This is a genomic window from Streptomyces sp. CNB091 (genome assembly GCF_000377965.1).
Genome location: NZ_KB898990.1, coordinates 386568 through 409281 on the forward strand (window position 1 = coordinate 386568; position 22714 = coordinate 409281).

11 protein-coding genes are annotated in these 22714 nt (G+C 74.3%); 10 read left to right on the top strand and 1 reads right to left on the bottom strand.

Annotated features, from left to right (window positions below):
• Positions 1–40 precede the first annotated feature (40 nt).
• Genes D581_RS0101665 through D581_RS0101690 form a run of 6 tightly spaced genes read left to right on the top strand, consistent with a single transcriptional unit; the run spans position 41 to position 13208 of the window.
• On the top strand, positions 41–1756 hold the full coding sequence (locus tag D581_RS0101665) for a non-ribosomal peptide synthetase (RefSeq protein ID WP_018955487.1): 1716 nt from the start codon (positions 41–43) through the stop codon (positions 1754–1756).
• Positions 1753–3021, top strand: a complete 1269-nt coding sequence (locus D581_RS0101670) for an FAD-dependent oxidoreductase (protein WP_026290082.1) — start codon at positions 1753–1755, stop codon at positions 3019–3021. Before D581_RS0101665 ends, D581_RS0101670 begins: the two co-directional genes overlap by 4 nt.
• Positions 3015–3587: a DUF6875 domain-containing protein gene (locus D581_RS0101675; RefSeq protein ID WP_018955489.1), complete on the top strand. Its 573-nt coding sequence runs from the start codon at positions 3015–3017 to the stop codon at positions 3585–3587. Before D581_RS0101670 ends, D581_RS0101675 begins: the two co-directional genes overlap by 7 nt.
• Positions 3584–11089: a non-ribosomal peptide synthetase gene (locus tag D581_RS0101680; protein ID WP_018955490.1), complete on the top strand. Its 7506-nt coding sequence runs from the start codon at positions 3584–3586 to the stop codon at positions 11087–11089. The genes D581_RS0101675 and D581_RS0101680 overlap by 4 nt, the downstream gene beginning before the upstream one ends.
• Positions 11090–11091: 2 nt before the next feature.
• Positions 11092–12066 (top strand): methyltransferase, encoded by a 975-nt coding sequence (locus tag D581_RS0101685; protein WP_486585779.1) that lies wholly within the window; start codon positions 11092–11094, stop codon positions 12064–12066.
• Positions 12063–13208 (top strand): cytochrome P450, encoded by a 1146-nt coding sequence (locus D581_RS0101690; RefSeq protein ID WP_018955492.1) that lies wholly within the window; start codon positions 12063–12065, stop codon positions 13206–13208. The genes D581_RS0101685 and D581_RS0101690 overlap by 4 nt, the downstream gene beginning before the upstream one ends.
• Positions 13209–13283: 75 nt before the next feature.
• Here the strand turns inward: D581_RS0101690 and D581_RS0101695 are convergent, their stop codons facing one another.
• Positions 13284–13757 (bottom strand): MarR family transcriptional regulator, encoded by a 474-nt coding sequence (locus D581_RS0101695; protein WP_018955493.1) that lies wholly within the window; start codon positions 13755–13757, stop codon positions 13284–13286.
• Positions 13758–14037: 280 nt separating this feature from the next.
• Between D581_RS0101695 and D581_RS0101700 the strand changes: the two genes are divergently transcribed.
• The 4 genes from D581_RS0101700 (at position 14038) to D581_RS0101715 (ending at position 22711) form a co-directional block, all read left to right on the top strand.
• Positions 14038–14973 (top strand): NADP-dependent oxidoreductase, encoded by a 936-nt coding sequence (locus D581_RS0101700; protein WP_018955494.1) that lies wholly within the window; start codon positions 14038–14040, stop codon positions 14971–14973.
• 426 nt (positions 14974–15399) lie between these two features.
• Positions 15400–16260: a DUF4132 domain-containing protein gene (locus tag D581_RS0101705; RefSeq protein ID WP_018955495.1), complete on the top strand. Its 861-nt coding sequence runs from the start codon at positions 15400–15402 to the stop codon at positions 16258–16260.
• Positions 16257–21464: a hypothetical protein gene (locus tag D581_RS0101710; RefSeq protein ID WP_018955496.1), complete on the top strand. Its 5208-nt coding sequence runs from the start codon at positions 16257–16259 to the stop codon at positions 21462–21464. The genes D581_RS0101705 and D581_RS0101710 overlap by 4 nt, the downstream gene beginning before the upstream one ends.
• Positions 21461–22711: an ATP-binding protein gene (locus tag D581_RS0101715; RefSeq protein ID WP_018955497.1), complete on the top strand. Its 1251-nt coding sequence runs from the start codon at positions 21461–21463 to the stop codon at positions 22709–22711. The genes D581_RS0101710 and D581_RS0101715 overlap by 4 nt, the downstream gene beginning before the upstream one ends.
• Positions 22712–22714: the final 3 nt, after the last annotated feature.

Genomic DNA, 22714 nt, shown 5'->3' on the forward strand with positions numbered 1-22714 from the left:
CGCGCGAATAGATACGGTGAATTCCCTACCGGCCGGGACGATGGTGGGGGCGTTCCGTCGCCAGGTCGCCCGGGCCCCGGAGGCGATCGCGGTGGTCACCGCTGACGGCACGCTCTCCTACGGTGAGCTCGACGCCCGTGCTTCCGCGGTGGCCGGCGGGTTGCGGGACCGCGGGATCGGGCCGGACGACATCGTCGCCGTCGTGATCCCGCGCGGCGCGGACATGGTGGTGGCCGTCGTCGGCGTGCTCGCCGCGGGAGCCGCGTACCTGCCGGTCGACTCTGCCCAACCGCCGGACCGGGTGGCCGCCTTGCTCGCCGACGCCCGCCCCGCCCTGGTGCTGACACCGGGGGAGCTGCGGGTGCTGGAGGCCGCCGAGGCGTCCGCCGCCCCGGCGGCGGAACCCGATCCGGCGTGCGCCGCCTATGTCATCTACACCTCCGGCTCGACCGGAGAACCCAAGGGCGTGGTCGTTCCCCACGCGGGGATCGCTCATCTCGTCGCGGCGCAACGGGAACGCTTCGGCGCCCGACCGGGTGCCCGGGTGTTGCAGTACGCGTCGGTCGGCTTCGACGTGGCCGTCGCCGACCTGTGCATGACGCTGCTCACCGGGGCCACGCTCGTTCTCGCGCCGCCCGAAGGCCTTCCGCCCGGCGAACCGTTCGCCCGGTTCATCGCCGAGCACGGCGTCACCCACGTGTGCATGCCGCCGAGCGCGCTCGCCACCCAGCCGGACCTGGCGCTGCCCTCGGTCGCCTGCCTGATCGTCGCGGGGGAGGCCCCGGGCCCGGACCTCGTCGCGAGATGGTCCCCCGGCCGCCGGATGATCAATGCCTACGGCCCGACCGAGACGACGGCGTGCGCCACCATGAGCGCGCCGCTCACCGACAGCCCGGTGGTGCCGATCGGGGCGGCGATCCCCGGCACCGGACTACGGGTGCTGGACGAGAAGTGCGCCCCGGCCGCGGAGGGCGAGCTGTACATCGGCGGCGCCGGGGTCGCGCGCGGCTACCTCGGCTGCCCCGGGCCGACCGCGCAACGGTTCGTCGCCGACCCGTGGGGGCCGCCCGGGGCGCGTATGTTCCGCACCGGCGACCTGGTCCGCGTGCTGCCCGACGGCGACCTGCTGTTCCTCGGCCGGGCCGACGATCAGGTGAAGATCCGCGGCCACCGGGTCGAACCGGCCGAGGTGGAGGCCGCGCTCGGCGCTCACCCGGCGGTGGCGCGGGCGGCGGTCGTCGCCCGCCCCGGACCGCTCGGCGCCTACCTGGTGGGCTATGTGGTGCCGCGCGGCGAGAGCGTGCCGGACCTCCGCGCGCACCTGGCCGAGCGGCTGCCGGCCCACCTCGTCCCGGATCTGATCGAGGTGGTCGGGCATTTCCCGTTGACCCCCAACGGGAAACTGGACCGGGCCGCGTTCGCGGAGCCCGCGACGCGGGCGTCGGGCGCTCTCGCCGACGACCTCGCCCGGCTGTTCGCCGAGGTGCTGTCGGTGGACTCGGTCGCGCCGGACGACGACTTCTTCGCCCTCGGCGGCACCTCGCTCATGGCCACCGCGCTGGTCAGCCGGATCCGGCTCGAACTGGCCGTGGAAGCGTCCGTCGCCACCGTGTTCGACGCCTCCACCCCCGCCGAACTCGCCGAAGCCCTCTCCGCGACGGACCCGACGGACCCGACGGACCTGGCGGCCCCGGTGGACTCGGAGACCTCGGTGACCCCGGTGACCCCGGTGGACTCGGCCCGGGGCCGGACATGAACGTCGTCATAGTCGGGGCGGGTATGGCCGGAACGATGCTGGCGATCCGGCTGGCACGCCGCGGCCACCGGGTGGACGTGGTGGAGCGGCGCGGCGACCCACGCGGCACGAACGGCCCGGACGCCGGATCGATCAGCGTCGGGCTGTCCGAACGCGGGCGGGCGGCGTTGCGCGACATCGGCCTCCTGGAGGAGGCCCTGGCCAAAGCCGTTCCCATGCGGGGGCGGATCGTCCACCACAGCGGCCGGGTCAGCTACCAGCCCTACGGCGCGGACGACACCGAGGTGCTGCACTCGGTCCGCCGCCACGACCTCAACATCACCCTGCTCGACGCCGCCGCGTCGGTTCCCCGGGTGCGGCTGTGGTTCGGGCACCGCGTCACCGGACTGACCGGTACCGAGGTGCTGACCCCCGCCCGGACGTTCTCGGCGGATCTCGTCGTGGGCGCGGACGGCGCGTACTCGACCGTGCGCACGCACCTGCACCGCCGGGTGCGCGCCGAGTTCCACCAGACGCACCTGGACTGGGGCTACCGGGAGTTCACCATCCCGGCCGTCGACCGACCGGAGGCGTTGCACGTGTGGCCCGGCCGACGGGGACTGGTGGTGGCACACCCCAACCCGGACGGATCGCTGACCGGCACCGTTTTCCTGCCGTTCGACGGCGACACCGGGTTCTCGGGGCTGCGCGACCCGGCGCGGGCCGGAGCGTTCCTGGCCGAGGAGTTCGGCGACCTGACCGATCTGGTGCCGGACCTGGTCACGCAGTTCCTCGCGCACGAACCGGGCACCCTGGTCTCGGTGCGTACCGCCCCGTGGCAGCACGACCGTGTCGTCCTCGTCGGCGACGCCGCGCACGCCGTGTTCCCGTTCTACGGCCAGGGGATGAACGCCGCGTTCGAGGACTGCGCGGTGCTCGACGCGTGTCTCGCGGAGCACGCCCCGGGCGACGCGCTCGCCGCGTTCGAGTCCCGCCGCCGCCCGCACACCGACGTGCTCGCCGAACTGTCCGCGCGCAACTTCGTGGAGCTGCGCGACCGGGTGCGGTCACCGGCGTTCCGGGCCCGCAAACGGATCGACTTCGAGCTCGGCCGCCTGTTACCGGGGTGGCGGACGCTGTACGCGATGATCAGCCACAGCAGCCTCCCGTACGGCGACGCGCTCGCCCGGGCCCGCCGCCAGGACCGCCTCCTCGGTGGACTCGCCGGGCTCGGCGCGGTCACGTTGCTCGCTGCGGCGCGGCGGAAGCGGAGCGGGAGATGCTGAGCCACCCGGCGGGTGACGTCGCGCTGTTCGAGCCGGACCACCCGGACCTGCCTGCCGCCGCCGAGGTGGTGCTGGCGTGGGCGCGGTCCTACCTGTGCCGACCGCACCCCGATCTGGGACGGGGCGGCGACGTCTGCCCGTACACGGCCCGCGCGCTGGAACGGGGCGGACTCTTCCTCGCCGTACACCCCGGCCGGCCGGACCTGCGGGCGGTGATGGCCGCCTACCGCGACTGGTTCCCCGACCTGCCTCCGCGTGAGGGGCCGGGGGCCAGATACCGGACGGTCCTGGTGGTGCTGCCGGACGTCCCGCCCGGGGAGATCGACCGCACGCAGCGGGAGCTGAAGCCCGGGTTCGTGGAACGCGGCCTGATGATCGGAGAGTTCCACCCGGGACCTCCGTCCGCACCTGGTCTCTGGAACGCCGACTTCCGGCCGATGCGCAGCCCGCTGCCGTTGCTGGCGGTGCGGCACATGGTGTCCGCCGACGCGCCGTTCCTACGGGCCGACCCGGAGCAACTGGCCTCATACCAGCGGCGGTTCGGAGACCGGGGAGCGGGCCGATGACGGTTCCGCTCCCGCCCGGGGCCCGGCGCCTGTGGTTCCTGGAGGCGTTCGCCGACGGCGCGCCCCTGCACAACAACCCGGCGGTGTTCCGGTTGGCCGGCCCGGTGTCGGTGGACGCGCTCAGGCGCGCGGCGGATCTGGTGGTGGCCCGCCACCCGGTGCTGCGCACCACATGCGACGAGGTCGACGGCGAGCCGGTCGGACGGGCGGGTCCGGTGGGCGCCGCGGACGTCGTCATACGTACAGTGCCGGCCGCGGACGTTGAGTCGTTCGCGGCGCAAGCCGCACGGGAACCGTTCGACCTGCGCACCGGGCCGTTGTTCCGGATCCGCCTGGGCCGGATCACGCCGACCGACCACATCCTGGTGATCAACACGCATCACGCGGTCGTCGACGGCAGGTCACTGTCGGTGCTGTGCGCAGAGATCAGCGCCCTGTACGCCGACCCGGCCCGGCCACTGCCGGATCCCGGAGCGCCGCCGGACATCATCGACCACGACCCGTCCCGCCGGGCGTCCGATCTGGACGGTGTGCCGGACCTGCTCACCCTGCCCACCGACCGGCCCCGCCCGAGGATGCGCGCCTTCCGGGGCGAGTTGCGCCGCCACGCCGTCCCCGCGGGTCTCACCGCGCGGGTCGACGCGCTCGCCCGCGCCACCCGCGCCACCCGGTTCGTCGTGCTGCAGGCCGCGTACGCCGCCACGTTGGGCACGACGGCGGGTCAGGACGACGTAGTGGTCGCCACCCTGGTGTCCGGGCGGCCGGGCCCGGAGTTCGCCGACGTCGTCGGAATGTTCGTGAACCCGGTGCCGCTGCGGATGGGGATCGGCGGCGATCCGACGTTCCGCCAACTGGTGGCCAGGGCCCGCAGCGCGGTAGCGGCGGGACTGGGCGGCGCTGCGGTCCCCTTCGACCGGATCGTCGAGGCGGTCGGCGCCTCCCGCGACCCGAGCCACGCGCCGCTGTGCCAGGCGCACATCGTGATGCAGGACCCACCCGAGCTGGTGCTCCCCGGCGTGCGGGCCGAGCGGATGACGCCAGACACGGGCACGGCCGACGTCGACCTCACCGTGATGGTGGAGTCCGGCGGCACGGAGATGGCCGTGGTCACCGAGCACGACACGGATCTGTTCGACGGTGAGACGGTCGACGGTGTCGCCGGGCGGCTGCTGGCCCTGCTGGACCGTGCGTGCGCCGACCCCGATCGCCGGTTGTCGGCGTTGACGGCGGGGACTCCGGTCGCCGCGTCGGTGGCCGGGCCGGCCGGTGCTCCGGCGCCGTCGACCGTGCTGGAGCTGATCCGGTTCGGCGCGGACGGCCTCGCGGTGGGGGAGTTGTCCTACGCCGAGCTGGAGCGCCGTTCGGCGGCACTGGCCTCGGTGCTGCGGGCGAAGGGCGCCGGGCCGGAGGTGTGGGTCGCGGTGGACCTGCCGCGCGGCACGGACCTGGTGGTGGCCATCCTCGGGATCTGGCGGGCGGGCGCGGTGTACGTGCCGGTGGAACCGCTGTGGCCCGAGCCGAGGCGTCGGGCCGTCACCGGGGCCGCCCGCGTCGTGCTGACCGGGCTCCCGGACCTGCCGGAGGAGTTCGAGCGCGTCGAACCCGCAATCGCCCCCGAGTCACTGGCGTACGTGTTCCACACGTCCGGGTCGACCGGCCGCCCGAAGGCGGTGGGCGTGCCGCACCGGGCGGTGGCCGGGATGCTGGCCCGGTCGACGGCGTTGGTGGGGCTGGCCGCCGGCGACGTGGTGGCGGCCATGACCTCCCCGGCGTTCGACATCTCGGTGTGGGAACTCGTGGCGCCGCTGACGGTGGGCGCCCGGGTGGCGCCGATACCGCCGGAGACCGTCGGCGACGGTCCCGCGCTGGCGCGGCGACTGAGGGCCGAGGCGGTCACGGTCGTCCAGGTCACCCCGTCGGTGTGGGCGGTGCTGGCGGCGGCCGGGGGCGTGCCGGAGTGCGTGCGGGTCCGCGTGTCGATCGGGGAGGTGCTGACGCCGGAGCTCGCCGGGTCGCTGGGCGGGGCCGCGCTGTGGAACGCGTACGGCCCGACCGAGACGACGATCTGGTCGACCGCCGAACGGGTGCACGGAGGCGGCCGGTTCGGCATCGGCGACCCGCTCGACGGTGTGGCCGTGCATCTGCTGAACGCGGGCCTGCGACCGGTCGACGACGACGTGGTCGGCGAGGTGTACCTGGGTGGTTTCCCGTTGGCGCGCGGCTATCTCGGCGCACCCGGCCGGTCCGCGACGAGGTTCGTCGCCGACCCGTTCTCACCGGTCTCCGGCGCGCGCATGTACGCGACGGGCGACCTGGCGCGGCGCCGGCCGGACGGTCTCGTGGAGTTCGTCGGGCGGGTGGACGCGCAGCTCAAGGTACGGGGTCACCGGGTGGAACCGGCCGAGGTGGAGGCGGCGCTGCGCACGGACCCGGAGGTCGCCGACGCCCGCGTGGCCGGGGACGGCGACCGCCTGGTGGCCTACGTGATCCCGGCCGCGGGGCGTCCCCGCTGGGCGAGGGTGCGGGAGCGGCTGAGCCGTGTCCTCCCCGCCTACCTGGTGCCGTCGGCGATGGTGACCGTGGACGCGTTCCCGTTGACCAGCGCCGGAAAACTCAACGTACGCGCTCTGCCCCCACCGGCGGCGGACGTCATCGCCCCTGCCCCCCACCCGGGCCTGGAGACCACGCTCGCGGAGATCTTCGCCCGCCTGCTGGCTCGCCCGGTCAACCGTGACGACGACTTCTTCCTGTCCGGCGGCCACTCCCTGGCGGCGGCGAAGGCCGTTGCCAGGATCAGGGCGGCGGTAGGCGTGGAGGTGACGATCAGAACCCTGTTCGCCAACCCCACCGTCGCCGCCCTGGCCGGCGCGATCGATGCGGGCCTGGAGAATCCCGGCATTCCGGACGACTCCGGGTCGGTGCCCGCTTCACCAGGGCGGCTCTCCGGCCCGCAGCACGGACTCTGGATCATCCACCAGACGGGTCAGGACAACGGCGCCTACGTCGTGCACGCCGCCGTCCGGCTGGAGGGCGCGCTCGACGAGGCGGACCTGCGCGCCAGGTTCGCCCACACCCTGGCCACCCATCCCGCCCTGCGATCGGCGATCGTCGTCCATGACGACACCCCGCTGCTGATCGCGGCGCCCTACACGGACGAACTGCCGGCGCGGGCCTGGCGCACCACCGACCTGAGCGTCCACGCGGACCCGTGGCCGGAGGCCGAACGCCTGGCCGCCCGGGACGCCGACCACCCCTTCGACCTGACGCGCCGCCCGTTGGTGCGGGCCCACCTGATCAGAACAGCCCCCACGACGCATCTCCTGACGATCACGGCTCACCACATCATCTGCGACGACACATCGATGGCGATCCTGCTGGCGACCCTGACCACCGCGGATCCGATCTCCTCGCCCCTGCCCGGTGCCACGGACGTCCAGGGGCCGCAGGCCGCGCTCAGCAGGGGAACCGGCGCGCCGGGACCACTCGTCCCCGTGCCGGCAGCCGTGGGTCCACGGCGACGAACCACCGCGTTCTGGGCCGAAACACTCCGTGACGCCCCACCTGCCTCCGGACCCTTGCCGGACCACCCGTACGGCCCGGCCTGGGCTCCCACGCCGGGCGGACCGCCGCCCCCGGAGTCCGGCCCGGCCCCGGCTCGCCCCCGCCGCGCGGGCGCCGCCCCCGGCGCCACCCACCGGTTCACCGTCCCGGCCGGGCTCGCCCGCCGCTTCGCCACCTGGTGCCGGGGCGAGCGGGCCACCACCTTCGCCGGCCTCCTCGCCGTCTACGCCATCGTCTCCTCCACCCGGGACGGCGGCGTGGACCTCGTCGTCGGCGCCCCTGTCAGCACCCGCCCGACCGGTTGGGACGACGTGGTCGGCATGTTCGTCACGACCCTCCCGCTCCGGCTCCGCACGAACAGCCGAGCCACCCCTCGCGACCTGCTCGCCGACGCCACCGGGGTGGTGGCCGACGCGATGGACCACGCCGACATCTCCCTGGCCGACATCCTCACCACGGTCCCCACCCCCCGGGAGGACCACCCCGTGTTCCGGACGATGCTGGTCCTCAACCGCGAGCAGGCCCCCGTCGCCCTCACCGGCCTGACCACCACCCCGCTGCCGATCGACCGTGCCACCAGCCGTTTCGACCTCACCCTCCATTTCAGGGAACGCGAGGGCGACTGGCACGCCTTGATCGACTACCGCACCGACCGGTACGAGGCGGACACGATCACCAGGATCGCCGACCAGGTGCTGGCGGTCATGGAGGCCGTGGCCCGCGACCCCGGTCTGCCCCTGTCCCACCTGGACCTGTTGTCGCCGGCCGACAACGCCGTCCACACCGCCCTCGGCAATCGGTCCGAGCCGGCCTTTCCCGGTGGACCGGACACGCCGCCGTGCACCGGCCCGGCCTTTCCCGGTGGACCGGACACGCCGCCGTGCACCGGCCTGACCGCTGCCGGTGGACCGGACACGCCGTTTACCGGCCCGGCCGCCCCCGCGCGACCGGCGGCCACGACCGTCGTGGACCTGATCGCGGCCCGGATCGCCCGGACTCCTGACGCCATCGCCGTCCTCGACCTCGCCGCCACCCCCCTCACCTACCGCGACCTGGACCGCGGATCCTCAGCGGTCGCCCGCCACCTGCGCGAGGCCGGCATCCGGAGCGAGGACCCGGTCGCGATCACCATCCCGTCCAGCGCCGACGCGATCATCGCGATCCTCGGCGTGCTCAAGGCGGGCGGATGCTTCGTCCCCATCGACCCCGCCCAGCCGCCCTCCCGCCAACGTGCCCTGATCACCGCCAGCGGTGCGAGGACCGTCCTGACCCGCGACGCCCTCCCCGCCACCGGCCGCCACGAACCGACGCCCCTCCACCCGTCCCAGCTCGCCTACGTCGTCCACACCTCCGGCTCCACCGGCGAACCCAAGGGCGTCGAGGTACAGCACGACACGCTCCTCAACCTCACCACCGCGTTCATCGCCGAACACGGCCTCACCGCCGCGCACCGCCTCCTCATGGTTCCGCCCCCGCACTTCGACGCCGCGTTCGGCGACATCTTCCCGGTCCTCGCGGCCGGGGCCACCCTGGTCATCCACCCCGACCCGGGCGGCCTCACCGGACCGGACCTCCTCCGGCTCTGCGTCGAGCACCGGGTCTCCGCGGTGGACACGGCGGCCCCCCTCTGGCAGCGCTGGGTGGCTGATCTCGCCGGGGAACGCCTGCCGTTGGAGTTCATGATGGTCGGCGGCGACATCGTCCCGGCGGCGACCGTCCGCGCGTGGGCGAAGCACGGCATTCCCCTCCACAACCACTACGGCCCGACGGAAGCCACCGTCTGCGCGACCAGCCACCGCACCGTCGACGGCCGCGAGCACCCCTCCCGACTGCCAATCGGCCGCCCGTTGCGACACGTCCGCGTCCACCTCCTCGACCGGGCTCTGCGCCGGGTACCCGTCGGCGTGGTCGGTGAGGTCTACATCGGAGGGCGGGCGCCCGCCCGGGGGTACCGGGGAAACCCGGCCGCGACCGCCGCGGCGTTCTTCGCCGACCCGTACGGCGACCGCCCCGGCGCCCGCATGTACCGGACCGGCGACCTCGCGAGGCTGAACCGGCACGGCACGCTCGAGTTCGTCGGCCGGGCCGACGACCAGGTGAAGATCCGCGGCAACCGGGTGGAGCCGGGGGAGGTGGCGGCCGTGCTCGCCGCCCACCCGGCCGTCGCGGAGGCCGTGGTGGTGGCCAGAGGGGACCGTCTCATCGGCTACGTCGGCGTCCCGGCCCCGACGGCACTCACCGGGAGCGCTCCGGGTCCGGCCTCGGCGGCGCTCACCGGGAGTGCTTCCGGTCCGGTTTCGGCGGCGCTCACCGGGAGTGCTTCCGGTCCGGCCTCGACCGCACCCACCGGGAACACTCCCGCCCCGACCACCCTCGACTCGCGGGTCGCCGTCCCGGACGTTCCCGGTCTGCGCGCCTTCTGCGCCGACCGCCTGCCCGCGCATCTCGTGCCGGACACCGTGGTCGTCCTCGACGCCCTTCCCACCACAAGCACCGGCAAGGTCGACAGAACAGCCCTCCCCGAGCCACCCACCACCCCCTCCGTCCCGGTGGATCCGCCCCGGACCGCCACCGAGCGAGCCGTCGCCACCATCTGGGCCACCGTTCTCGACCGGTCCGAGGTGGACCGCGCCGCGGATTTCTTCGCCATCGGCGGGCACTCGCTCATCGCCGCCCACGTCCTCGCCGCCGTCCGCGACCGCCTGGGCGTCACGGTGCCGATGCGCACACTGTTCACCGCCCCCACCGTGGCGGCGTTCGCGGCGGCCATCGACGACGGCGCCCCGGCGGACCTGCCCACGGTCGACCGGTTGCGTGCCGACGCCGTCCCCCCACCCGACATCCGTCTGCGTACCGTCCCCCCACCCGAGATCCGTCTGCGTACCGTCCACGCACCCGGGATCCCCTCGGCCGGCACGCCGTGCCGGATCCTGCTCACCGGTGCCACCGGCTTTCTCGGCCGCCACCTCCTCGACCAGCTCCTGGCCCGGACCGACGCCGAGGTCCACTGCCTCGTCCGCCAGGGTTCGATCGATCGGCTGCCGGTCACCGACCGCGTGATCCCGGTCCCCGGCGACCTGACCGCTCCCGGCCTCGGTCTGTCCACGGAGGATCACGACACCCTCACGACCGTGGACGCGATCTACCACAACGCCGCCGTTCCGCACTTCACCGCGTCCTACGACGCCCTCAAACCCGCCCACGTCGACGCCACCGCGGCGATCCTGCGCCTGGCCGGCGCCGGCGGCGCCCCGCTGCACCTGATCTCTACCCTCGGCGTCTTCCTCGGTGACGCCCACGACGGCCGCGTCGTCACCGAGGCCGACGTTCCCACCGACCCGAGCGGCCTCACCAGCGGCTACGACCTCAGTAAATGGGTGGCCGACGCCATGGCCGTCGCCGCCCGCGGCCACGGTCTGCCCGTCTCGATCCACCGCATCGCGGCCATCGTCGGCGACACCGCCACCGGCGCCGCCGACCCGCGCTCCGCGTTCAGCCGCTGGCTCACCGGATGCGTCGCCGCCGGCGCCGTCCCGGACACCGCGGAGGTGTTGGACATGGTGCCCGTCGACACGGTGGCCGCGGCGATCGTCGCGCTCTCACAGGCCCCGAACCACATGGGCCGGGACCACCATTACCACGGCGACGGCGGCCTCACCCGTGCCGCCCTCGCCGCCGCTCTCACCTCGGCCGGTCACCCGGTCGAGGTGGTGCCGTACCACCGATGGCGGGAGCGGATGCTCGCCGACCCGGCCGGGCCCTTCGCCCCGCTCGCCTTCTCCCTGCCCGAACGCCCCCGACCGCACCCGCGGTTCGACTGCTCCCGCACCTGGGCCGCCGCGGCCGGGGCGGGAGTGGGGTTCCCCCCGGCCGACGAGCGAATGCTGCGCAGGCACCTGGACTTCCTCACCGGTGCCGGCGCGCTTTCCGGAAGTGGATGATCATGCCCTTGCCCGAAGAATCCTCTGGTGTCCCGGCTCCGGTACTGGACCGACTCGCCGCGGCCGGGTACCGGGCCATGATCGCCGGCGTTCGGCTCGGGGTGTTCACCGCGCTGGAAGCCGGCCCGCTGCCCGTGGGGGAGCTGGCCACCACGATCGGCGGTGACCCGGCCGGGGTGCGCAGCCTGGTGAACGTCCTGGTGACCTTCGGCTACCTGCGGCACGACGAGGACGGGGTCGCGGCCGTCGCGAAGCCCGGCCCGGTGGACGCCGAACTGTTCTGGCACGAGGTCCTGTTCGAGCACTGGGCCGACATCGAGGACACCATCCGTACCGGCACGCCCCGCCGCGGCTTCTACAGCTGGCTGGAGCGCCCCGCCTCCGGCGCCCGCCTGCGCCGGATGCTCGCCGCCGCCGCCGTGGACCTGGCCGACGACATCGCCGCCGCGCTGCCTCCCGCGGCGAGCGTCCTGGACATCGGGGGCGGCCACGGCGACCACGCCGTCGAACTGTGCCGCCGTCGCCCGGACGTGCGGGTCACCGTCTTCGACCGGCCCGAGACGATCACGGCCCTCCGCGAGGACGCCCCGCCGGACCAGGTGACGGGGCGGGCGGGCGACTACCTCACCGACGACCTGGGTTCCGGGCACGACCTGGTGCTGCTGTTCAACGTCCTGCACGGCCACCGCCCCGAGGAATGCCGCGAGCTGTTCCGGCGTGCGGCGAAATCGTTGTCCCCCACCGGAAGCATCGTCATCCTCGACCACGACCGGGAACCACCGGCCGAACTGGGCCCGGCCGCGGGCGGGTACCTCGCCATGTTCGACCTGACCCTGTGGCAGGGCCACGCCGGCGGCGTGCACCGCTACACCGACCTCGCGGCATGGCTGGGCGAGGCCGGGCTCACCGAGACGCGGGTCGTGCGGCTCACCGCGTCCCCGCTGGAGAAGCTGCTGATCGCCGGCCGGCCGTCGTGACGGCCGACCCGTACCCGGGCTACGCCTGGTTGCGCGAGCACGAACCGGTCTGCCCCGTCGGCGGCCCGCACGTACCGGGCCGGATGTGGCTGGTGACGCGGTACGACGACGTCCGCGCCTGTCTGGCGGACCGCCGCCTGGGCAGCCGCGCCCCGGTCAACCCCGACCCGCACCCGCCCGGTCTGTCCCATCTCGATGATTCCGGACACGCCAGGCTGCGCCGGCTCGTCGCCGCGGCGTTCACCCCCGCCGCAGTGTCCCGCCTGCGCGATCGCACCGCCCGGACCTGCGCACACGCCGTGGAGACGTTCGCCGGGCGGGGGCACGCGGACCTCGTCGCCGAGTACACCCGGGAGGTCCCGGTCGCCGTGATGCACGACCTGCTCGGCGTCCCCGAAGCCGAGCGCGCGCCCGCCGCCGACGTGCTGGACCTGTGGTACTGCGCGAAGTTCCAGCAGCCGCGCGACGAGGCGAAGCTGGCCGAGTTGCTGGGTTACGTCCGGAAGCTGGTGGCCTACAAACGGACGCACCCGGGGGACGACCTGCCGACGCGGTTGATCGAGTCGGGCGCACTGACTGGGGACGAACTGGAGGTGATGGTCATGACGTTGATCGGCGCCGGACACATCACCACGATCCAGTTCCTCGGGACCACCATCCTCCGCCTGCTCGGCCACCCCGGGCGGCGAGCCGCCCTGCTCGGCGGAGACATCGACTGGTCCCGGGCGATCAACGAGCTGCTGCGCCTGGACTCGCCGTCGCACGTGGCGGAGTACCGGTACGCGGGCGAGGACATGACGATCGCGGGCACCCGCGTGGCGGAGGGCGACGTGGTGCTGCTGTCGCTGGCGGCGGCGAACCGCGACCCGGACCGGTTCCCCGACCCCGGCGCCCTGGACCTCACCCGTGACGCCCGCCCGCACCTGGCGTTCGGCCACGGCGCGCACACCTGCCTGGGCAGCCATCTGGTGAAGCTGGAGACGGAGATCGCGATCACCACGTTGTTCGGCCGCCTGCCCGACCTGACCCTGGACATCCCGAGCGGCGAGGTCGCCTGGGGCTACGCCCCGACGTTCCGTGGCCCCCAAGCCCTCCCGGTCACCTTCACCCCCTCCATGAGCCGACCGTCCCCTCCCCACTGAGACGCCCTTCTTCAGCGAGGAGGAGCGCACTGCACGGACCGGCGTACATCCGTGCGGGCGCCGCGGCCCCGGTGCTCAGCCTCCTTCGAGTTCCCGGCGTACGGTGGCGGCGATGCGGGTCAGCGCGGTTTCGAGGTGGCGGCGCTGGGCGGCGCTGAGCGGATCGAACACGAGTCGCTTCACCTGCGCGACGTGTTCCGGTGCGCTCTCGACGAGCTTCTGCCGGCCGGCGTCGGTCAGGGAGGCGAGGGTGTATCGGCCGTCGCCGGGGTCGGTTCGGCGGGCGACCCAGTCGCGGGCCTCGAACCGGTCCATCACCTTCGAGAGCCGGGGCTGGGTGCTGTCGCAGAGCCGGGCCAGTTCGCTGAGCCGCAGCGTGGCCTCGTCGGCCATGGAGAGCTGGGCCAGGACGCCGTACTCGAAGTTGGAGATGCCGGCGTCTCGCTGCAGCTGACGGTCGAGGGCCGCCGGGAGGGCGATGACGACCGTGAGGAGCGCCTGCCAGAGGTCCTGCTGGTCGTCGTCGAGCCAGGGTGACTGAGTGTCCATGCGCCTCATCATACTTGCCCAGGCAACTTCCATCACTTGCCTGGGCAAGCCTTTGTAGGCTACTTTCTGACTTGCCTGGGCAAGTGAATACACTTTCCCGGGCAAGTGAAGGGGTTGATTTTCGATGGCGGCCGCGCGAGCAGCCCGGCCGACGTTCCGGTCGTGTGACCGCCGGACCCCGAGTGCCCCGAAACGCTGCACCGTCCCGCCCGATCGCACCGTCCCGTTCGACCGCACCGTCCGTGGGCGGCGGCGTCAACACACCCTGGAGGAAAGTGCCATGAAGGCCATACGTTTCCACGAGTTCGGCAGCAGCGAGGTCCTGCGCCACGAGGACGTCGAGCGTCCGGTCCCCGGTGCCGGTCAGGTGCTGGTGCGGGTGGCGGCCACGTCGTTCAACCCGGTCGACGACCACATCCGCGCCGGTCTTCTGGCCGAGATGATCCCGATCGCCTTCCCGTACGTTCCGGGGCTCGACCTGGCGGGCACCGTGGCCGAACTCGGTGCGGACGTGACCGGCCCGGAGGTCGGCGACCGCGTCGTGGCGATGCTGCCCCTCGACTCCGCCGGTGGCGCCGCCGAGTACGTGCTCGTCCGGGCCGAGTCGCTCGCCCCAGCGCCCCGGACGACCGAGCTGGTCGACGCCGCGGCGCTGCCGCTGACCGGGCTGGCGGCCTGGCAGACGCTGTTCGAGCTCGCCGAGCTGAAGTCCGGTCAGACCGTGCTGGTCAATGGAGCGGGGGGCGCGGTCGGCAGTCTCGTGGTGCAGCTCGCCGTCGACGCGGGGGCGCACGTTACGGCGGTTGACGCACCACGGCACGCCGACCGCCTTCGGGGCTACGGCGCCGACCGGGTCGCCGGCCCCCTCGACCTCGCCGCGGGCCCGGGCGCCGTGGGCGGCCCGTTCCAGGTCGTGGTGAACCACGTTCGTGTCTCGCCGGAGGAGCTGGCGCAGTTGACGAGTTACGTCGCCGACGGCGGGGTCTCCGCCAGTACGGCCGGTCCGGTCCCGGAAGACCCCGCCCGGGGCGTGCGCAGCGCGAGCCTGTGGGTCCGCAGCGACGGAGCCCAGCTGACCGAGCTGGTCGCCAAGGTGGATGCCGGCAAGCTCCGCGTCCACGTCGCCGCCCACCGCCCGGTGGCCGAACTGGCCGCCGTACACGAGGACGCAGGCGCCGGGCGCCTGCCCGGCAAGACGGTCGTACTCGCTCCCTGACCGCACCCGCGCGGGCCGCACGCTGTTCGTTGGGCGGCGCGGGCAGCCGGGCCGAGCGCGTCGCGAGCTTCTCGGCCCGGCAGCCGACCGAGGACGTCGAGGCTCTCGGCGCCCTCGGCCGTCGGCGCCGCACACGCCGGACGTTGCGCCCGTGGCATCGGCGGTGCCCTCGGCCGTCGGCGCCGCTCACGGCTGACGTTCCGCCCGATGCTCCGGCGGGTCCCTCGACGTGGAGGACCGGACCTCGGCGCCCCGGCGGGCGCTCCTCCCGGGGCGCCCGCCGCAGGACGCTGATGAGGGGGTCCGAACCCGTTGTCACTGGGGCCGCTTAGAGTCTCTTCCACTCGTCACGGTGCGTTGCCGTCGGCGGGTCTCATCAGCGTGCCACCGGTTCGGCGGCCGTTCGGAAACAGGGGAGAACAGCGCATGGGGTGGGTGTCGGCAGGCGACTACGAAGTCGCTCTGGAGGCGGGCAAGGTGGTCTGCCGCAACGGGAAGGGGCGGCGGCTGAAGTCCGTTCCGGCCAAGTTGAAGGACGATCCGGCGGTCGTGGGTCTCCGGCAGTTGACCGAGTGGATGGAGCGGCACGAACGCCGGTGCCTGACCGACGTCGAGCAGTGGATGGTGCGCTCGCTGCCCGTTCCCACAGCCGTGCTCGCCAGGGTCTGGCCCGACCCGGCGTGGCAGGCGGCCCTGCGGGACGTGGTGGTCACCGGCGCGGACGGCGGGGTCGCCGGGTTCCTGCGCGACGTCGATCCCGAGCGCGGTCTCGGCCTCGTCGACCTGGACGGCGACACGGTCCGCATCACCCCCGACGTGGTCAGCGTGCCCCATCCCGTGCTCCTCGACGACCTCGACGAACTGCGGGAGTTCGCGGTCGAGCTGGGAGTGCGCCAGAACGTGGAGCAGCTGTTCCGCGAGGTGTGGCACCGTCCGCCGGGCCTCGCCCCGGAGACCACCTCCGTGGATACGTACGCCGGCGGCGTGTTCAAGGAACTGCGCTTCCTGCACGGCCGCGTCACTCAGCTCGGGTACCGGTCACGCGGGGGATACGCGGTCTGCCCGGTGGTCGAGGACGGCGCCACCGCCGAGGCACGCATCTGGATCGGCGAACACGACGGATACGACGCGTACGACACCGAGACGGGCCCCCTGGGCTGGACCGACCCCGCGGGGCGCGCGCTGACGGCGGCCGAGGTCGGCCCCGTGGCGTGGTCGGAGGGCATGCGGATGGCGGCGGCGCTCTACGCCGGCCGCGACGTCGAGGACGAGGAGCGGGCGGCATGAGCATCACGACGACGAACACGGACGCGAACACGACGGCAGCGGACGCGGCGTCGCTTCCCGGCCAGGCCCGGGGCGGGAGCGCCGCCGGCCCCGCCGCCCGGGCCCGCGCGGCAGCCCTGCTGGACGCCGGCGCGATCCTCCCGGCCGGCACCACCGACCGGGACGACGCCGACGCGCTGACCGCCCGCACCTACACGCACACCGCCCTCGGCGACCGCCCCGTGGTCCGCCTCGTGCCCGGCACACTCGGCGAAGCGGAGGACCTGGCCCTGGAGTTCCTCGGGCTGGCCCGGACCGCCGATGCCCCCGTCGTGGGTCAGGTGCGCCGCGAGACGCTGGGCTTCCCGGCCTGGGCGCTGGTCAACGACCCGGCCAACGGGCACCACGCCCTGGCCCTGGTCAAGGACATCGAGCGGCTGGGCCGGCAGGCCAGGAGCCGTGCCGGAGCGGCCAAGGAGGGCTTCGACGCACTCGGCACCCGGCTCGGCCGGGCCGTGCCCCACTTCCTTCCCACCTACTACGAGCAGGTGGCACGCCTCTTCCTCCAGGCCGAGAACACCAGCTACGCCGCCTCCTTCTTCGGCAAGGCCCGTGAGGCCGAGCGGGTGCACGGGCTGGTCGTGGACGAGGAGCGGCAGCGCGCTGTCTTCCTGGAGTTCGCCCTCGCCGGCGCGCTGACCGTCAAGGCGCTCCGGCAGTACGTACGGGACTTGGTGGCCCGGCTCGCACCGGCGGACGCCTGGGCGCAGTTCCGCCGTCTGCTGGTCGAGCGCTGCGCGGCCGGCATGCCGCCGTACGCGGCGCTGCCGCAGGACGTGCGCGCGCTGGTCAAGGCCGCCGGGCTGGACCGCGAGGCCGCCGAACGCGAACTGGTGGCCGATCTGATCGGCTCGCCGGGAGTCGTCCGCGCCCCCGCCTCGTTCTGGGAGACCTACCGCTCCTCACTCATCGACCTCGCCCGACGGGACGCGGGCGTGCGGGCCCGGCTCCTGGGCTTCTTCCCGGAGACCTTCAGCGAGAGCGGCCGGGACGCGCACGGCCGACCGGCCTGGCTCGCCCTGCTGGCCGAGTCCGGCGCCGATGAGCTGCTGACCGCCCTCCCGGACCCCTCCGGCGCCCTCACGTCCGACTCCGCCACCCTCTCCGCCCTCCGTACCCCGTCCGTCTCCCCGGCGGACTGGCTCGCCCGCTGGGAGGCACACCGCGGGCGCGGCCGGGTCACCTCGGGCCGCTGCCCGGGGACCCTCGATCTGGCCGCCCGGATGGCGGACCGGCTGCGCGCCGACGGGCACCCCGTCGAACTGTTCCAGGGGCGCTGGCGGCGCACCGCCGACCTGGACCTCCTCGACCTCTGCCTGGCCTCCGGCATCCCCGTCGCCGAGCCGGACGACCAGGACGCGGGGACCGTGCGGTCCCTCGGATTCCCGATCGGCCCGTGGCTCACCGACACCACGCCCGGCGCGCGTGATCTCACCGCCGTCGCCGGACGTCCGTTCTTCCGTGCCCTGCTGAGCCGGAACGTCGGCGACCTGGGCGACGGAAACCGCCAGCGCCTGAGCGACGCCGGCCTGGTGAAGCTCGTGGCGCACCCGGTGCTCTCCGTCATCCTGCGGGAGTGGCTGACCGCCCGCGCCGATGAGTACACGGCCGCGCGAGGACTCCCCGGGCTGCGCACCGCCCTCAACAGGCTCTCGTCGTTCCGTTCCGTGGTCGCGGACGTAGCCCCGGAAGTCGTACGACGCATCGAGAGCCACGACGTCGTACCGCTGCTCGCTGCCACCCTGCGTACCGGCGTCCTCGACGAACTGGGCTGGCCCGCGCTCGACGAGACCTACGCCGAACTGGCCGCCGAGGCCGCGGCCGCCGGGCGCCGGCAACACAACCGGCGGGAGACCGCCGGCGTCACCGGCGCCTGGCCCGCACTGATCCTGAACACCCTCGAACGGGCCGTCGTCGTCGGCCCGGAAGGCGTTCTGCTGCGGCACACCCTGCGGCTGCCCGCCACTGTCGACCACTGGCGGACCATCGCCCTGCGGTACGTCGACGGCGAGTTGCTGGTCATCTGGTGGGAGGACGGCAAGCAGCGCGGCTACTGGTCGCACCGCCCCGCCGAGGTCTTCACCGTCGGCGGCGAGCAACTCCCCCGCTGGGGCGGCTCCGGCCCCTCGGACGAGGTCTGCCTGCCGCTGCCCGGCGGCGGCCGCGCCACGGGCGGCAAGGCCCTTCACGCGGGCGACACCTCCCTCCCGCCCCAGCGCGCCGTCATCTCCGACGGCACCGGCCACTGGCGCGAGGGCCACCAGGGCACCCAGCGGGTGTGGCTGGAGTACGACCCGGCCGGCGGCACGCACGGTCGCGCCTCCCTCCCCGCCTTCCTACGCTCCGGGGTGCGCGACGGCGCCCGGCTGCTCGCCGAGCACTGCCAGGTACTGCCCCTCCAGCCCGGCCTGGAGACCACCCCCTTCGGCACGGACGGCACGGTCCTCGGCCGCTGGGTCCGCCGCACGGTCACCGAGACCGGCACGGCCGCCCCCGCCGACGGGGACCGGATCATCGCCGGCACCCCCGACGGCCACACGGTCACCCTGCCGCACCCGCTGCCCGGCGGCGGCTCCCCGGTGCCGCTCGGCGCCCTCGCACTGCCCGGTGGTTCACGGCTGGTAGCGGCCCTGAACCACCGCTCCGTGGAAGCGCACCCGGCGGACACGGACGGCACCGGTGGCCGCCTGTGGTCCGTCACCACCGACTCCTCCGGCGGGAACGACGCGGCGGGCACCCCCTATGTGCCTCCCGTCTCCTACTGGCACGCCCTGCGCCCGAGGGACGAGCGGGGCTCCCTGGCCCTGCGGAACCTGACGGACTCCCGGGCGGAGGAGCTGTTCAACGAGGTCGCCGCCGCGGTCGCCCGGCACCTGGAGGCGTTCCGGGCCGTCGAGGAGTACACAGGCCCCTCCTCGCGGCAGCTGACCGAGGAGGCCGCCGCCCGGGTGCTGCCCGAGGTGTCCGACGCCCGGCTCCTCGCCGGCGTCACCGCGCTCGTCCGGAACGCGGTGGACCGGGCTGTCTCCGCCGCCCGGTATGTGGAACCGCCCGAGCCCGTGGAGCCGGCCACCCCCCGCGACACCGCGCGCACGAAGGGCATGTTCTTCGACTACGAGCCCGAGCACGGCGACGACGCGACGCTGCGGGACGCCTCCGCCTGGGGCTCCGAGCGGATGCACGGCAGCTGGTGGGGAGGCGGGCACCGGTGGACCGTGATCCGCCAGATCCTCGCCGTCAACCATGTTCTCGGCGGCGGGCCGGCGTTCGGCCCGCCCACCCCGTCGAAGGTCCCGTTCACCCCTGTGGACGGCTGGCAGCGGGACGAGTACACCGTGCCCGGAGACTCCCTCAGCTGGCTCTCCCTCCTCGACAAGCTGCCCGAACTGGCCTACCGGGCCGCCTCGGAGACCACCTCGGCCGCGCACCGCACCGGACTCCTCGTGCTGCTGGAAGCCCTCGCCGCGGGCCCGCTGGCCGACCCGGCGGGCACGGTCCGGCAGGTGGAGCTCGTCGAACCGCTCGGCGGAGCGACGCCCGGGCGGGGGCGCCCCGAGGCCGTGCACCGCCTCGGCCAGGTGCTGCGCAAGGGCGCCCGCACGGTCGTCGTCCTCGCCGACCGCGGCCGGAACACCCGGGACGACGCGGCCTGCTGGCTCGCCCTGGACCACGACCCGACCGGCGCCTTCGGCCCCGTCCCCGGCTTCACCCTGGACCGCGAGCGCGTTCACCGGCAGGGCATCGCCCGCGACCGGCTCACCCGGCTCACCGCCCTGGTACGGGAGCGGGGCCCGGCGCCCTGGCGCCCGGAGGCCGCCGAGGCGTTCCACACCGCCACCGGAATCGGGCCCCTCCAGTCCGCCGCCCTGCTGTCGGCGGCCGTCCAGGAGCCCGGCGCCGAGGCGCTCGCGCTGCTCGGTGTGAAGACACGTGCCTTCGAGGAAGCCGGGGCACGGCTGGACGCCCTGCCGCGCGACGACCGGCACGCCCTGCTCCGGGCGCTGCTGCCCGAGGACACGGCCGAGCTGTGGTCCACCGGCCCCGACGTCCGGGCCGCCGCCGAGGTCTGGCAGGAGCACCTGGCCTCCCTCGCCCGGGTCCCCGAGGAACTGGAGCTCGACCTCTCGGGCACCACCCCGGACGCCGTCGACCTGGTCCTCAACGCGGGCTCCCGACCCTGGCTCGCCCATGGCACCGCCGTCCAGGACGGCACCGGTCGCCCGGGCCCGCGCGTGACGGGCGCACGCGGTACGGTCTCCTCCGCCCTGACCGCCCTGCACACCCTCGCCTACACGCTGCCGTACGGACACCCCCTGCGGGTGCACCTGCCCGTCGGGCTCGCGGCCCTGCGCGGCCGCCTCGCCGACCCGGACCTGGTGCTGGACCTCGGTCTGCACTGGACCGAGACGGGAGGCCCGATCGGCGCCACGGTCCGCGCCGCCCACGGGCTCCCCGAGTCCGGCGGCGCCGACGCCGACGGACTGGTCCGGGCCGGCGCTGCGCTGCTCCTCGCCCCCGGTTACGGCGACAAGGAGAAGCTGCTGATCCGCCCGGCCGGCCTGGCAGGCCCCGACGACCCGGCGTTCGGCCTCGTCGAGGGCACCGTCGCCAGACACGGCACCGGCGATCTCCTCGCCCTGCGCGCACTGCTGGGCGAGGAGACCGACGCGCTTGCCTCGGTGGGCGCCCCCGACGGCTCCCCGCACCACCCGGCCCAGGACCCGACGCGTGCGGTGCCGGAGCTGGTGGCCGAGGCCGCGGACGCCCTCGACCTGAGCGCGGACGCCGCCGCCCTCTACCTGATGCTGCTCGCCCTGCCCGACCCCACGGACCGCAACTGCGCCCGCTGGACCGAGTGGAAGCCCGCACGGATCAAGAAGGCCCGGGCGGAACTCGCCGCCACCGACCTCGTCGTGGAGGCGAAGCGCTCCCGCGCCGGCCGCACCCTGTTCCTCCCCTGCGGCTGGCTGGAACGCGGAGCCCCCGGACTGCCGCTGGAGACCTGGAAGGAACGCCTGTACCCGGTGGCCGGGTCCACCCGGACCCTGCCCCACCTCCCCGTGCCCGCGCTGTATGCGGCCGCCTGGACACGGGTCCGCGACGGTGACGCACCCGCCTTCGAAGAACTGGACACCCGCGCAACCAGGAAGGGCCGCCGTCGATGACGAACGACACCACGACCACCACGACCACCTCGGAAGGCGCCACCACCACCGACGGCACCACCAAGGGCGGCATCCCGGGCCAGACGGAGGCGCCCGGCCGGGAGCGCCGCCAGATCACGCTCCCCGAGGACCGGTACGCCACCGAGCTGGCCTTCCTCGCCGCCCACGACCCCGGCCCCCGGCCACCCGGCTGGCTGCTCACCCCGCGCGCCGTCGTCACCTTCGTGACGGGCAGCGCGGGCGAGCCACTGGGCCTGCCGAAGGGCGCCGCCCCCGGTGCCGGGGTGCCGCGCCGCCTGGTGATCGAGCAGAAGTTCGTCGGCGAACGCGCCCTGGTCGAACGGTGCGTGGTCACCCTCGCCGGGGAGCGCGGGCTCCTCCTCGTGGGCGAACCCGGCACCGCCAAGTCCATGCTCTCCGAACTGCTGTCGGCAGCCGTCTGCGGGACCAGCGCACTCACCGTGCAGGGGACCGCGGGCACCACCGAGGACCAGCTCAAGTACGGCTGGAACTACGCGCTGCTGCTCGCCCAGGGCCCCACCGAGCAGGCCCTGGTGCCCTCCCCGGTACTCACCGCCATGACCCGGGGGGCCGTCGCCCGCGTCGAGGAGGTCACCCGCTGCCTGCCGGAGGTCCAGGACGCTCTCGTCTCGCTGCTCTCCGAGCGGCGGATCGCGGTCCCCGAACTCGCGGGAAGCGAGGGCGCCCAGGTGCACGCGGCCCCCGGGTTCACGCTCATCGCCACCGCCAACCTGCGGGACAAGGGCGTCTCGGAGATGTCCGCCGCGCTGAAGCGCCGCTTCAACTTCGAGACCGTGGGCCCCATCGGGGACGTGGACGCCGAGACCGCGCTCGTACGGCGCCAGTCGCGGGCAGCCGTCGAACGCGTGGGCACCGCCTACCAGGTGGACGACGCGGTCCTCGAAGCCCTGGTCACCGCCTTCCGGGACCTGCGCGACGGCCGCTCCGTGGAGGGCTGGGAGGTGGAGCGCCCCTCCACGGTGATGAGCACGGCGGAGGCGGTGTCCGTCGCGGGCTCCCTCGGCCTGGCCGCCGCCTACTTCCCCGGCGACCGCGATGTGCTCTCCCTCCTGCCCGGCCATCTGCTCGGCGTCGTCCGCAAGGACGATCCCGCCGACGCGGCACGGCTGCTGGGGTACTGGGACGGCCCGGTGCGCAGACGCGCCGAGCAGGGGTCGGCCACCTGGCGTGCCCTGTGGGACCTGCGCGCGGTGCTGGAGAACTGACGG